Here is a 13,712-nt window from a genome sequence, read left to right as displayed (position 1 = left end):
GGCCAGAAGCCGAAGACGGCTTCTTCGAATAGGCCTGATACATAGATGCAACGGGGCGGCGGTTTTTCAAAAGCGGGTAGACAGTGGGGGCGAGTCCATACATAGCAGCTGCCGAAGGCTGCGTTCGAGCGCGAAGCGCTCGTAAAACCTGAGACCTCATTCCTTCAGGTAAACGCGTCAGCCCAATGGCGACCGCTTCGCGCTCGAACGCAGCCTTCGGCAGCTGCTACACAGGATCGCGTCGATCTGTATAGAAGTTGTAACTGTGCGAACCGGATCATAAAAGCTAGAGTCAGATGGTTTCACGCAGGATCGGACCTTAACCCCTGCGCAACGTCCAAGGAGTTTTCATGCACAGTTTCAGCCGCAGCGCCGCCCTTCTTGCCCTTAGCGTTGGCACCGTCGCCAGCCTCCCGGCCCTGGCCGCCGACGAACTTCATTACAACCAGATCGCCCTGCGCGCCGAAGTCAGTCAGGAAGTGGCCCGCGACCTGATGATCGTGACCCTCTACACCGAAGAACAAAACACCGACCCGGCCAAACTCGCCGCCGACGTCAGCACCACCATGAACAAAGCGCTGGCCCAGGCCAAACAGGTCAAGGAAGTCACCCTGCGCCAGGGCAGCCGCAACAGCTACCCGATCTACGACACCAAGGGCCAGAAAATCACCGGCTGGCGCGAACGCGCCGAACTGCGCCTGGAAAGCTCCGACTTCGCCGCATTGTCGAAACTGACCGGCGAACTGCTCACCGACCTGAAAATGGGCGGGATGGACTTCGCCATCGCCACATCAACCCGCAAGGCCAGTGAAGATGCGCTGCTCAAAGACGCCGTCAACGCGTTTAAAGCCCGTGCGCAATTGGCGACCGATGCGTTGGGCGGCAAGGGTTACAAAATCGTTAACCTGAACTTGAACAGCAACGGATATCCCCAGCCGTACATGCGTGGGCCGATGATGATGAAAACGGCGAGCATGGACTCGGCGCCGGTGACGCCAGAGGTTGAGGCGGGCACCAGCCAGGTCAGCATGACGGCGGATGGTTCGATTGAAGTGTTGATGCAGTGATTCGATAACACGGACACAGAAACGGCGATCACCGAAGTGATCGCCGTTTTTTATTGCCTGGCGGAAGCTGGGGTGGGTCTGATGACTTTGTGGTGATTGATCCGCCGTCATCGCGAGCAGGCTCGCACACATTTGATCTGTATCGTGCACACAATCCATGTACACACTCGATCCCTGTGGGGGCGAGCCTGCTTCGGGCGGCGTTGCGACGATGAACGCTAACGCGGTCTATACCGGATCGATGGTGTCCAGCACACGGTTCACCGACTACCCCGTGATTGTTAGTGAATGGCTACGCTGATTGAGCATCAGCCCTGGTTAGATTTACGGGAAGCTCTAATGGTATCAATCGCATCTTGAGTGAGCGCCATAACTGTCTTTGTACTGACTTCAATTCGGCTGATGATGCCTGCTCTCGGACCTTGCTTCCACTCAGTACTTGAGTAAAAAAGATCTTGAGAAGCTTGGCGATGGCTCTCGCTCTCATAGGAGCGAATCAAATGATAGCTATCATCGTCATGCAAAGAGCCGCCATAAGAAACGACATCCACATCCGCCTTTAAATGAAGCGGAACGCTTACTTCCTGCATTATTCGATGGAAATCCAGTCCTGATCCCGGTTTCAAGGTGTACATCAGGATTTCAACAATTCGAGTCATTCCAAATCTTCCATGTGGGATTTCAAGCTCCTGCCTTACGAGCATGCATCCCTCGCCTATATCTAACGAGGGATTTGTGCTCACTTACCTGCCGCCGACATGGACCTGAACAAAACGATCAAGAGCGTAGACAAAATCGACGACCATAGATGGCTGGACCGGCGACAACGGCGACCCGGATAACTGGCTCGGCGTGCTCTACAGCTGCGCCGCGGTGAAAGGTAGCAACTACGCCAAGTGGTGCGACCCGGCGTACGACAAATTGATTCAGCAAGCCAAAGTGTCCACTGACAAACAGCAACGGGTCAATTTGTACCAACAGGCACAACAAATCCTTAAACAACAACACCGATTGCGAACTCGACGGTGTTCCAGCCGCTGCGCAAGGAAGTGACCGTCTTCAAGATCAGCCCGTTCGGCCTCACACCCTTCTATGGTGTGGGTATAAATAAGTAACACCTCGCTCCAACCGGGTGCGCCAGGCGCCCCGGACGCCCTCTGTCGGTGCGCGATTTGCACTGAAAAAAACCTGCGCAAACGGTCAAATGCGCCTGGATTTATACATATGCGACATTAAGGTACGTTCGTGCCACTGTTTAACGCCTGTGGTCGCTCAGGATCTTGCATTGGGTATGGCCCCTGCATAAGTATCCGCAGGCACGACTCACGAGGTCGTCCTCTAATTCCAAAAATGACAACAAATCATGAGGCCACCATGCTTAAACACGCGGTCATTCCGTTTTTAGTCGGCGCAGGCTTGTTAGCTAGCGCACCTTTCGCCCAAGCGGCGACTAACCTGGTGTTTTGCTCCGAAGGGAGCCCGGCCGGTTTTGATCCTGGTCAGTACACCACCGGAACCGACTTCGACGCCTCTGCAGAAACCATGTTCAACCGTCTGACTCAGTTCGAGCGCGGCGGCACCGCCGTAATTCCTGGTTTGGCGACCAAATGGGACATCTCCGATGATGGCCTGACTTACACCTTCCACCTGCGTGAAGGCGTCAAGTTCCATACCACCCCGTACTTCAAGCCGACTCGTGAGTTCAACGCCGACGACGTGCTGTTCACCTTTAATCGCATGATTAACAAGGATGATCCGTTCCGTAAGGCGTACCCAACCGAATTCCCGTACTTCACCGACATGGGGATGGACACCAACATCACCAAGATCGATAAAGTCGACGACAAAACTGTCAAGTTCACCCTGAAAGAAGTCGACGCCGCGTTCATTCAGAACATGGCCATGAGTTTCGCTTCCGTCCAGTCCGCCGAGTACGCCGCCCAGCTGCTGAAAGAGGGCAAAGCCGCTGACATCAACCAGAAGCCGGTCGGCACTGGTCCGTTCGTGTTCAAGAGCTACCAGAAAGACTCCAACATCCGCTACACCGGGAACAAGGACTACTGGAAGCCTGACGACGTCAAGATCGACAACCTGATCTTCGCCATCACCACCGACCCGTCGGTACGTATCCAGAAGCTGAAGAAGAACGAGTGCCAGATCACTCTGTTCCCACGTCCGGCCGACCTGAAGGCTCTTCAGGAAGACAAGACTCTGAAAGTGCCTAACCAGGCTGGTTTCAACCTGGGTTACATCGCCTACAACGTGATGGACAAGATCAAGGGCAGCGATCAGCCAAACCCGATGGCCCAACTGAAAGTGCGTCAGGCACTGGACATGGCCGTCAACAAGCAGCAGATCATCGACTCCGTTTACCAAGGTGCTGGTCAGTTGGCCGTCAACGCCATGCCGCCGACCCAGTGGTCTTACGACACCACCATCAAGGATGCGCCGTACAACCCTGAGAAAGCCAAGGAGCTGCTCAAGGAAGCCGGCGTCAAGGAAGGCACCGAGATCAACCTGTGGGCGATGCCGGTGCAACGTCCTTACAACCCGAACGCCAAGTTGATGGCTGAAATGCTGCAGTCCGACTGGGCCAAGATTGGTATCAAGGCCAAGATCGTGACCTACGAGTGGGGCGAGTACATCAAGCGCTCCAAAGGCGGTGAAAACGGCGCGATGCTGATTGGCTGGAGCGGCGACAACGGTGACCCGGACAACTGGCTGAACGTGCTGTTCGGCTGCGATTCGCTGCAAGGCAACAACTTCTCCAAGTGGTGCGACAAGAAGTTTGACGGCATCGTGAAAGAAGCCAAGCGCACGACCGATCAGTCCAAGCGCACCGAACTGTACAAACAGGCGCAACACGTCCTCAAAGATGCCGTTCCAATGACACCTATCGCTCACTCGACGGTGTTCCAACCCATGCGCGACAACGTGCAGGACTTCAAGATCAGCCCGTTTGGCTTGAACTCCTTCTACGGCGTCAGCGTCAGCAAATAAGGTTTTGCAGCGGCGACGTTTTTAACGTCGCCGCTGCTTTATCTGCCGAGAGTGTAGGAATCCTCCGACATCCAATTCCACTGCGCACTACAGCAGTGGTTTCGGACGCGTTGCCTTTTCCTACGAGTCTTTAGGACTCTACGCATTTACTGCCAGACCCACGGCTCCTACCGTCGGGATCTGACCCGTTCGTGCGTGGGCTCTCGGCTATTGCTGCCTGTCATGGCTTGAGATCAATGATGCCTCCACGTCCCCGGATGGGACGGCGGGTCATTGAAAAACACTTAGAGAAAGAGAAAAGGGAGCGTCATGCGCCATACCTTGGTTTTATCCGCATTGCTGGGCACCAGCCTGCTGGCCGCCACTTCCATCAGCCAGGCCGCCAATAACAGCCTGGTGTTCTGCTCCGAAGGCAGCCCCGCTGGCTTCGACACCGCGCAGTACACGACCGCGACCGACAATGACGCCGCCGAGCCGTTGTACAACCGACTGGCAGAGTTCGAAAAAGGCGCCACCAACGTCGTACCAGGCCTGGCCACTCGCTGGGATATTTCCGAGGACGGCCTTAAGTACACTTTTCACCTACGCGAAGGGGTGAAATTTCACACGACCAAATACTTCACGCCGACCCGTGATTTCAATGCCGATGACGTGCTGTTCACGTTCAATCGCATGCTTGATCCACAGCAACCTTTCCGTAAGGCTTATCCGACCGAGTTCCCGTATTTCAACGGGATGAGCCTGAACAAGAACATCGCCAAGGTCGAGAAGACAGGGCCTCTGACCGTGGTCATGACGCTCAACAGCGTGGACGCCGCGTTCATCCAGAACATCGCCATGAGCTTCGCCGCCATCCTGTCCGCCGAATACGCCCACAAACTGCTGGCCGAAGGCAAGCCGAGCGACATCAACCAGAAGCCGATTGGCACTGGCCCGTTCGCCTTCAAGAGCTACCAGAAAGATTCCAACATCCGCTACACCGGCAACAAACAGTACTGGGACCCGAGCCGGGTCAAGCTCGACAACCTGATCTTCTCGATCAACACCGACGCTTCGGTGCGGGTGCAGAAGCTCAAGGCCAATGAGTGCCAGATCACCCTGAGCCCGCGCCCCGCCGACGTACCCGCGCTGAAGAACGACCCGGCACTCAAGCTCATCGAGAAGCCCGGTTTCAACCTCGGTTACATCGCCTACAACGTGCGCCACAAGCCTTTCGACCAGCTCGAAGTGCGCCAGGCGCTGGACATGGCGGTGAACAAGCAAGGGATTCTCAACGCCGTCTATCAGGGTGCCGGTCAACTGGCGGTCAACGCCATGCCACCGACCCAATGGTCCTACGACGAGACCATCAAAGACGCCGCCTACAACCCGGAAAAAGCCAAGGAACTGCTCAAGGCTGCTGGCGTGAAGGAAGGCACAGAAATTACCCTCTGGGCCATGCCGGTCCAGCGCCCGTACAACCCTAATGCCAAGTTGATGGCCGAGATGCTCCAGGCTGATTGGGCGAAGATCGGCCTCAAGGTCAAGATCGTCAGCTACGAATGGGGCGAGTACATCAAGCGCACCAAGAACGGCGAGCACGACGTCAGCCTGATCGGCTGGACCGGTGACAATGGGGACCCGGACAACTGGCTCGGCACGCTTTACAGCTGCGACGCCATTGGCGGCAACAACTACTCCATGTGGTGTGATCCGGCTTACGACAAGCTGATCAAGCAGGCCAAGGTCGTCACCGACCGTGACCAGCGCACCGTGCTCTACAAACAGGCGCAACAGTACCTCAAGCAGCAGGTGCCGATTACGCCAGTCGCCCACTCGACGGTTAACCAGCCGTTGAGCGCCAAAATCGAAGGATTCAAGGTGAGTCCTTTCGGTCGGAACGTGTTCTCGGGCGTCAGCATAGAAAAATAACCGATTAGTCAGAAACGCTGGGGGCGGATTTCGCCCTCACGCAAGCGTATTGCCGTAATTCGTCAATCCGGCGTACAGCAAACGTTTGCGATGCCTTGAACGAGTTCTAAACCAAATAGCCGGATCACCAAAAAAGACCGGCATTAAAAAAAGAAAGAAAGGAGCGTCACCCCATGAAACTGAGTAGCACCGCGTTATTGGCCTTGGCCATCAGCAGCATCACGGCCACAGCGTACGCAGAACCTGCAAGTCAGGAGTTCGTCCCTACCACATTGGCCGGCAGTAGCGCCCAAAGCGAGGCCAAAGGCTTTATCGATGGACAAAGCCTGGGCGGCACAACGCGTAACTGGTATGCCAACGAACTGAAACGTCGTGACGACACCTTCAGCTACAAGAAAGACAGCGTGAAGCACGATCCAAATGCCCCGAAGACCAATACCCAACGTCGTATCAACTGGCTCCAGGGCACCATCGTTAATTACACCTCGGGCTTCACCCAAGGCACTGTCGGCGTCAGCACTGAAGTAGCGGCCTACAACGCCATCGCGCTGGACCGTGATCGTAAAGACATCGCCGGAGGCTCCAACCGCACCCTGGCAAACTCCACCGGTGACGCCGTAGACCAGTGGAGCAAACTGGGTTTGGCCAACGTAAAATTTCGTGTCTCGAACTCTACGTTGACCGCCGGTCGCCAGAACTTCAGCACGCCTATCGTCGACGTGATCGGCAACCGTCCGCTGCCTTCGAGCTTTGAAGGTATCAGCCTGCACAGCGAAGAATTCAACAACCTGTCGTTCGACCTGGCCGGTTTCGACCGCGTTTCGCCACGAACCGAGCAGAGCCTGTCGAAATTCCGCAGCGAGTACTCCGCCACCGGCGTAGAAACTGACAAGGTCTACACCGCAGGTGTGAACTATCAGCCGTTCAATAGCCTGAAAACCAGCCTCTATGGCGCCAACGTCGAAGACTTCTGGAACCAATACTACTTCGGGGCCACCCACGAACTGGGTGACAGCCAAGTAGTAAGCCTGACCACCGGCCTGAACTACTACAAAACCAAAGACACCGGCAAAAAGCTGATGGGCGACATCGACAACGATACTTACTCGCTGTCGCTCGGCCTGACTCACCAGGCCCACAGCCTGACGTTCTCGTACCAGGAAGTGAACGGTAACGAGTACTTCGACTACCTGCACGAAACCAACGGCATCTACCTGGCCAACTCCCTGCTGTCGGACTTCAACGGCCCTAACGAGAAGTCCTTCCAGATCGCCTACGGTCTGAACATGGCCGAATACGGCGTGCCAGGCCTGAAGTTCAACATTTACCAGGCTCGGGGCTGGGGTATTGACGGTACACACTACCGGGGCACTGCCTACACCGATCCGGGCGCACAACGCGGTGACCTGAGCCTGATGGACGGCGAAACCCACTACGAATACGGCATTGGCACCTCCTACGCCGTACAAAGCGGCCCACTCAAGGCCACCGCGATTCGCGCGACCTACACCACTCACCGCGCCAGCGAACATCAGGCTGACGGCAACATCAACGAGTTCCGTCTCGTGACCACCATCCCGTTCAACATCCTGTAAAAACGCCAACCGACGGCTGACTCATGACGAGTTGGCCGTTCGGTTTTTTGTCTTCAACCGATTGCAGAGGGTTCTTTGATGAAAATGCTTCCCCTACGTGCGGCCATCGCGGCCGCGTTGCTGAGTGTCGCTGTTGGCGTCTCGGCCAAACCCCTGGTGGTCTGCACCGAAGCCAGTCCGGAAGGCTTCGACATGGTCCAGTACACGACTGCAGTCACAGCCGATGCGGTGGCCGAAACCATCTTCAATCGTCTGGCGGACTTCAAGCCCGGCACCACTGAAGTGATTCCGGCACTGGCCGATTCCTGGGACATCAGTGAGGACGGTCTGACCTACACGTTCCACCTGCGCAAAGGTGTCAAGTTTCACACCACCGAATACTTCAAGCCGACCCGCGACATGAACGCCGACGACGTGGTCTGGAGCTTCCAGCGTCAGCTGGACCCGAATCACCCGTGGCACAAACTGTCGAGCGTAGGCTTCCCGTACTTTGAAAGCATGGGCTTCAAGGAACTGCTCAAAAGTGTCGAGAAGATCGACGACAACACGGTCACCTTCACCCTGACCCGCCGCGAAGCGCCGTTCCTGGCCGACATCGCCATGGCCTTCTCCTCGATCTACTCCGCCGAGTATGCCGACCAGTTGCTCAAGGCCAACAAGACCGGCGACCTGAATAACAAACCGGTCGGTACCGGCCCGTTCATCTTCCAGCGTTATGCCAAGGATGCTCAGGTCCGCTTCAAGGCCAACCCGGATTACTTCCGTGGCAAGCCACCGGCTGATTCGTTGATTCTGGCCATCGCCACCGACAACAACGTACGCCTGCAAAAACTGAAAGCCAACGAATGCCAGATTGCGCTGTATCCCAAGCCAGATGACATTCCGAGCATCAAGAAAGACGCCAAACTGAGTGTCGATGAACTGAACGCGATGACCGTCTCGTACATCGCCATGAACACCTCGCACAAGTACATGAGCGATGTGCGCGTACGTAAAGCTATCGATATCGCCTTCGACAAGGCCGCATACGTCAATGCGCTGTTTGGCAAAGGCAATGCGACCGTGGCGGTCAATCCGTACCCGGACACCTTGCTGGGCTACAACCACGCCCTGAAGAATCCGCCACGTGATCTGGACAAGGCTCGCGCCTTGCTCAAGGAAGCCGGCGTGCCGGATGGCACTACGTTTACCCTGTTCACCCGTAACGGCGGCGGTCCAACCAACCCGAACCCGATGCTCGGCGCACAGATGATGCAGGCAGACCTGGCCAAGGTCGGGATCAAGGTCGATATTCGCGTCATGGAATGGGGCGAAATGCTCAAACGCGCGAAAAACGGCGAGCACGACATGGTGTCTGCCGGATGGGCCGGCGATAACGGCGACCCGGATAACTTCCTGACGCCTATGCTCAGTTGCGAGGCCGCCAAAAACGGCGAAAACTACGCACGCTGGTGCAATGAAAAGTTCCAGGCGCTGATCGACGAAGCAAGGGCTAAAGTAAACCCGGCGGAACGTGCAGCGCTCTATGAGCAAGCCCAAGAAGTCTTTAACCAGGACCAACCTTGGATCAGCATGGCCCACACCCGTATGTTCACCGCAATGCGCAACAACGTAGAGGGCTATCACATTAGCCCGCTCACCACTAATAACTTCGCCACCACCCAGGTGAAGTAGATAAGAAAACTCCCGGCGTCCCTGACCCCAGGGACGCCAGGCACGCCTAACCGGCTGATGAGGTACACCACAAGATGTTTAGTTTTATTGCCCGCCGATTGGGGTTATTGATCCCCACATTCTTCGGCATCACCTTGCTGACTTTCGCGTTGATTCGCATGATTCCAGGCGACCCCGTGGAAGTGATGATGGGCGAACGTAGAGTCGACCCCGAAATGCACGCTCAGGCAATGGAACGCCTAGGTCTGAACAAACCCCTGTATGCCCAATACCTGGATTACGTTGGCAAACTGGCCCACGGCGATCTCGGCGAATCCCTGCGTACCCGTGAAAGTGTCTGGAGCGAATTCACTTCCCTATTCCCCGCGACCCTGGAACTGTCCATGGCCGCCCTGTTGTTCGCCGGCGTTCTGGGCCTTCTGGCCGGGGTGATCGCGGCACTCAAGCGAGGATCCCTGTTCGACCACGGGGTGATGGGCATCTCCCTGGCGGGATATTCGATGCCGATCTTCTGGTGGGGCCTGATCCTGATCATGTTCTTCTCGGTGTCCCTGGGCTGGACCCCGGTGTCCGGGCGGATCGACCTGCTCTATGACATCGAGCCGCGGACCGGTTTCATGCTCGTCGACACGCTGCTGGCCGATGACGTCGGTGCGTTCTTCGATGCCCTGCATCACCTGATCCTGCCGGCCATTGTGCTCGGCACCATCCCGCTGGCAGTGATCGCGCGGATGACCCGTTCTTCGATGCTCGAAGTGCTGCGTGAAGACTACATCCGTACCGCCCGCGCCAAAGGCCTGTCGCCATCGCGCGTGGTGTTCGTTCACGGCCTGCGTAACGCACTGATTCCGGTGCTGACCGTGGTCGGCCTGCAAGTCGGCACATTGCTGGCCGGTGCGGTCCTGACCGAAACCATCTTCTCCTGGCCCGGCATCGGCAAATGGCTGATCGAAGCCATTGGCGCACGGGACTATCCCGTGGTGCAGAACGGCATCCTGTTAATCGCCTGCCTGGTGATTCTGGTCAACTTCGTGGTGGACATCCTCTACGGCTTTGCCAATCCACGCATTCGTCACCAGCGCTGAGATCATTATGACCATGACCACTTCAATTCCAGCGGTAGCAGTCGATCAAAGCCTGCTGTATCCGTCTCCGTACAAAGAATTCTGGCAAGCGTTTTCCAAGAACAAAGGCGCCGTCGCCGGCCTGATGTTCATGCTGCTGGTGATTTTCTGCGCCCTGTTCGCCCCTTGGGTAGCACCGCACAATCCGAGCGAGCAATACCGCGACTTCCTGCTGACCCCGCCGTCCTGGCTGGAAGGTGGACAAATCCAGTTCCTGCTCGGCACCGATGAACTGGGTCGCGACCTGCTGTCGCGGCTGATCCACGGTTCGCGCCTGTCCCTGCTGATCGGCTTGTCGTCGGTAGTGATGTCGCTGATTCCGGGCATCCTTTTGGGTCTGTTCGCCGGGTTCTTCCCGCGCTTGCTCGGCCCGACCATCATGCGTCTGATGGACATCATGCTGGCCCTGCCGTCCCTGCTGCTGGCGGTGGCGATTGTCGCCATCCTCGGCCCTGGCCTGATCAACACCATTATTGCCATCGCCGTGGTTTCGTTGCCGTCCTATGTTCGTCTGACCCGCGCCGCGGTGATGGGCGAACTGAACCGCGACTACGTGACCGCCGCGCGCCTGGCCGGTGCCAATCTGCCACGCCTGATGTTCGTCACCGTGCTGCCCAACTGCATGGCGCCGCTGATCGTTCAGGCCACCTTGAGTTTCTCTTCGGCGATCCTCGATGCCGCCGCACTGGGCTTCCTCGGCCTTGGCGTTCAACCGCCAACCCCTGAGTGGGGCACCATGCTGGCTTCGGCTCGCGACTACATCGAACGCGCCTGGTGGGTCGTCAGTCTGCCTGGTTTGACCATTTTGCTCAGCGTGCTGGCAATCAACTTGATGGGCGACGGCCTGCGCGATGCGCTGGACCCGAAACTCAAGAACGCCGCCTGAGGAGATTCAAATGTCACTGTTAGAAATCAAGAATCTCAACGTTCGCTTCGGCGACAAGAACGCCGTTCCGGTGGTCGACGGTCTCGACATTACCGTGGACAAGGGCGAAGTTCTGGCCATCGTTGGCGAATCGGGTTCCGGCAAGTCCGTGACCATGATGGCGCTGATGGGCCTGATCGAACATCCGGGGATCGTCACCGCCGACGCCCTGAATTTCGACGGCAAGAACATGCTCAAACTGAGCAACCGTCAGCGTCGGCAGATTGTCGGCAAAGACCTGGCGATGGTTTTCCAGGACCCGATGACCGCGCTGAATCCGAGCTACACCGTCGGTTTCCAGATCGAAGAAGTGCTGCGCCTGCACCTGAAAATGTCTGGTAAGCAAGCCCGCGCACGCGCCATCGAACTGCTGGAAAAAGTTGAAATCCCGGGCGCCGCCAGCCGTATGGATGCTTACCCGCATCAACTGTCCGGTGGTATGAGTCAGCGTGTTGCAATCGCCATGGCGATTGCCGGCGAACCGAAACTGCTGATCGCCGACGAACCGACCACGGCACTGGACGTAACGATTCAGGCGCAGATCATGGACCTGCTGTTGGCCCTGCAGAAAGAGCAGAACATGGGCCTGGTGCTGATCACTCACGACCTCGCGGTCGTGGCTGAAACCGCTCAGCGCGTGTGCGTGATGTACGCCGGCCAAGCGGTCGAAGTGGGTCAGGTGCCTCAGCTGTTCGACATTCCGGCGCACCCGTACAGCGAAGCGCTGCTCAAGGCGATTCCGGAACATAGCCTGGGCGCCACCCGCCTGGCCACGCTGCCGGGCATCGTTCCCGGTCGTTATGACCGCCCGCAGGGTTGCCTGCTGTCGCCGCGTTGCCCGTACGTGCAGGATACCTGCCGCCAGAAACGTCCAACCCTTGACCCGAAAAGCAACAGCCTCGCCCGCTGCTTCTACCCGCTGAATCAGGAGGTGGCGTAATGGCCGTCGTACTTACCGCCCGCGACCTGACCCGTCACTACGAAGTGTCCCGTGGCCTGCTCAAGGGCCATGCGACCGTGCGCGCCCTGAACGGTGTGTCGTTCGAACTGGAAGCCGGCAAGACCCTCGCCGTTGTAGGCGAATCGGGCTGTGGCAAATCCACCCTGGCCCGCGCCTTGACGCTGATCGAAGAGCCGTCCTCCGGTTCCTTGAAAATCGCCGGGCAGGAAGTCACCGGTGCCGATAAGGCTCAGCGCAAGCAGTTGCGCAAAGACGTGCAGATGGTGTTCCAGAGCCCTTACGCGTCGTTGAACCCACGGCAAAAAGTCGGTGACCAACTCGGCGAGCCGCTGCTGATCAACACCAACCTGTCGGCTTCCGAACGTCGCGAGAAAGTCCAGGCGATGATGAAGCAGGTGGGCTTGCGTCCTGAGCACTACCAGCGTTACCCGCACATGTTCTCCGGCGGTCAGCGCCAGCGGATCGCCCTGGCCCGCGCGATGATGTTGCAGCCTAAAGTGCTGGTCGCGGATGAACCGACCTCGGCGCTGGACGTGTCCATCCAGGCGCAAGTGTTGAACCTGTTCATGGACTTGCAGCAAGAGTTCAACACCGCTTACGTGTTCATCTCCCACAACCTGGCGGTGGTGCAACACGTCGCCGATGACGTGATGGTGATGTACCTCGGTCGCCCGGTGGAAATGGGCCCGAAGAACGACATCTACGAGCGTCCTCTGCACCCGTACACCCAGGCGTTGCTGTCGGCCACCCCGACCATTCACCCGGACCCGAACAAGCCGAAAATCAAGATCGTCGGCGAACTGCCCAACCCGCTGAACCCGCCATCCGGCTGCGCTTTCCACAAGCGCTGCCCGTACGCGACCGAGCGCTGCAGCACTGAAGAGCCGGCCCTGCGCCTGCTCGACGGCCGCCAGGTGGCTTGCCACTACGCGGAACAATTCCTCGACGGCGCGGCATAAAAAAACGCGCCTCAGTCACTGAGGCGCGCTTTTGTAGAGTTAACCAAACCCCTTCTGCCTGGGCTGCGCATCAGTCCGATAGAAGGGGTTTTTCTTTTGCCTGTTATTTAAGCCCCTTCATCCTCGTCGGGGTTCGGTTCGTCAGTGGTCGAGTCGTCATCGCCCGCGCTGCCACCCTGATCCTGGTCGCCCGGCTCAGATTCAGATTTGGCGATCATCAGGGCTGTGTGCGTCACCGGCCCGCTCGATGCCTGCTCGCCGGGGTCCTGGCACTCTGCCCACGCCGCCGACATGCCAACGGACAGCATCACCAAAACCTTAAACAACAGCACAATGCGTTGAAAAATGCTCATAGCCGATTCCATCCTTCATAGGTGAAGCGTAGATGCCTGTCTGGCACTGAATCAAATTTAGTTCCGATTGACCCCATTCTCCAGATAGGACGCTAATGAATGGACGGAATGCAGTTGGCAGAGAGATTGGTTTTGAATAGGGG

11 protein-coding genes and 1 pseudogene are annotated in these 13,712 nt (G+C 57.5%); 10 read left to right on the top strand and 2 right to left on the bottom strand.

Features of this window, described 5'->3' with window-relative positions:
• Positions 1-350 precede the first annotated feature (350 nt).
• Positions 351-1,067 carry an SIMPL domain-containing protein gene (locus FQ187_RS20110; RefSeq protein WP_149630815.1) on the top strand — a complete coding sequence of 239 codons (717 nt, stop codon included), beginning with the start codon at positions 351-353 and terminating at the stop codon, positions 1,065-1,067.
• Between the two features lie 308 nt (positions 1,068-1,375).
• Here FQ187_RS20110 and FQ187_RS20105 read toward each other — a convergent pair whose 3' ends face one another.
• Positions 1,376-1,726 carry an NIPSNAP family protein gene (locus FQ187_RS20105; RefSeq protein WP_149630814.1) on the bottom strand — a complete coding sequence of 117 codons (351 nt, stop codon included), beginning with the start codon at positions 1,724-1,726 and terminating at the stop codon, positions 1,376-1,378.
• A 145-nt stretch (positions 1,727-1,871) separates the two neighbouring features.
• Between FQ187_RS20105 and FQ187_RS20100 the strand changes: the two are divergent.
• From FQ187_RS20100 to FQ187_RS20060, 9 genes and pseudogenes are all read left to right on the top strand, one after another.
• Positions 1,872-2,182 (top strand): annotated as a pseudogene (locus FQ187_RS20100) (ABC transporter substrate-binding protein); the annotation flags it as partial.
• A gap of 259 nt (positions 2,183-2,441) precedes the next feature.
• The gene (locus FQ187_RS20095; protein WP_056742905.1) at positions 2,442-4,067 is read left to right on the top strand and encodes an ABC transporter substrate-binding protein; all 1,626 of its coding nucleotides are present in this window, start codon (positions 2,442-2,444) and stop codon (positions 4,065-4,067) included.
• 309 nt (positions 4,068-4,376) lie between these two features.
• Positions 4,377-5,978 carry an ABC transporter substrate-binding protein gene (locus tag FQ187_RS20090; RefSeq protein ID WP_149630813.1) on the top strand — a complete coding sequence of 534 codons (1,602 nt, stop codon included), beginning with the start codon at positions 4,377-4,379 and terminating at the stop codon, positions 5,976-5,978.
• A 173-nt stretch (positions 5,979-6,151) separates the two neighbouring features.
• Complete coding sequence (locus tag FQ187_RS20085) at positions 6,152-7,573, top strand: OprD family porin (RefSeq protein ID WP_149630812.1); 1,422 nt, start codon at positions 6,152-6,154, stop codon at positions 7,571-7,573.
• Positions 7,574-7,651: 78 nt separating this feature from the next.
• A complete protein-coding gene (locus FQ187_RS20080; protein WP_149630811.1) occupies positions 7,652-9,247 on the top strand; it encodes an ABC transporter substrate-binding protein in 1,596 nt (531 codons plus the stop codon).
• Positions 9,248-9,321: 74 nt separating this feature from the next.
• Positions 9,322-10,332, top strand: coding sequence for an ABC transporter permease subunit (locus tag FQ187_RS20075; RefSeq protein WP_149630810.1), 1,011 nt, complete (start codon positions 9,322-9,324; stop codon positions 10,330-10,332).
• 13 nt (positions 10,333-10,345) lie between these two features.
• Positions 10,346-11,257: an ABC transporter permease subunit gene (locus tag FQ187_RS20070; RefSeq protein WP_095129563.1), complete on the top strand. Its 912-nt coding sequence runs from the start codon at positions 10,346-10,348 to the stop codon at positions 11,255-11,257.
• A 10-nt stretch (positions 11,258-11,267) separates the two neighbouring features.
• A complete protein-coding gene (locus FQ187_RS20065) occupies positions 11,268-12,236 on the top strand; it encodes an ABC transporter ATP-binding protein (RefSeq protein ID WP_149630809.1) in 969 nt (322 codons plus the stop codon).
• On the top strand, positions 12,236-13,216 hold the full coding sequence (locus tag FQ187_RS20060) for a peptide ABC transporter ATP-binding protein (protein WP_149630808.1): 981 nt from the start codon (positions 12,236-12,238) through the stop codon (positions 13,214-13,216). The genes FQ187_RS20065 and FQ187_RS20060 overlap by 1 nt, the downstream gene beginning before the upstream one ends.
• Positions 13,217-13,323: 107 nt before the next feature.
• Here the strand turns inward: FQ187_RS20060 and FQ187_RS20055 are convergent, their stop codons facing one another.
• Positions 13,324-13,569 (bottom strand): hypothetical protein, encoded by a 246-nt coding sequence (locus FQ187_RS20055; RefSeq protein ID WP_149630807.1) that lies wholly within the window; start codon positions 13,567-13,569, stop codon positions 13,324-13,326.
• Positions 13,570-13,712 lie beyond the last annotated feature (143 nt).

Source organism: Pseudomonas sp. ANT_J28 (assembly GCF_008370005.1).
GTDB classification, from domain to species: domain Bacteria; phylum Pseudomonadota; class Gammaproteobacteria; order Pseudomonadales; family Pseudomonadaceae; genus Aquipseudomonas; species Aquipseudomonas frigoris.
This window is presented reverse-complemented; position numbering and strand designations above follow the sequence as displayed.

Coding starts and splice junctions, on each gene's coding strand:
- FQ187_RS20105 (WP_149630814.1), bottom strand. CDS start 1,726: ATGACTCGAATTGTTGAAATCCTGATGTACACCTTGAAACCGGGATCA.
- FQ187_RS20075 (WP_149630810.1), top strand. CDS start 9,322: ATGTTTAGTTTTATTGCCCGCCGATTGGGGTTATTGATCCCCACATTC.
- FQ187_RS20080 (WP_149630811.1), top strand. CDS start 7,652: ATGAAAATGCTTCCCCTACGTGCGGCCATCGCGGCCGCGTTGCTGAGT.
- FQ187_RS20095 (WP_056742905.1), top strand. CDS start 2,442: ATGCTTAAACACGCGGTCATTCCGTTTTTAGTCGGCGCAGGCTTGTTA.
- FQ187_RS20070 (WP_095129563.1), top strand. CDS start 10,346: ATGACCACTTCAATTCCAGCGGTAGCAGTCGATCAAAGCCTGCTGTAT.
- FQ187_RS20060 (WP_149630808.1), top strand. CDS start 12,236: ATGGCCGTCGTACTTACCGCCCGCGACCTGACCCGTCACTACGAAGTG.
- FQ187_RS20055 (WP_149630807.1), bottom strand. CDS start 13,569: ATGAGCATTTTTCAACGCATTGTGCTGTTGTTTAAGGTTTTGGTGATG.
- FQ187_RS20085 (WP_149630812.1), top strand. CDS start 6,152: ATGAAACTGAGTAGCACCGCGTTATTGGCCTTGGCCATCAGCAGCATC.
- FQ187_RS20090 (WP_149630813.1), top strand. CDS start 4,377: ATGCGCCATACCTTGGTTTTATCCGCATTGCTGGGCACCAGCCTGCTG.
- FQ187_RS20065 (WP_149630809.1), top strand. CDS start 11,268: ATGTCACTGTTAGAAATCAAGAATCTCAACGTTCGCTTCGGCGACAAG.
- FQ187_RS20110 (WP_149630815.1), top strand. CDS start 351: ATGCACAGTTTCAGCCGCAGCGCCGCCCTTCTTGCCCTTAGCGTTGGC.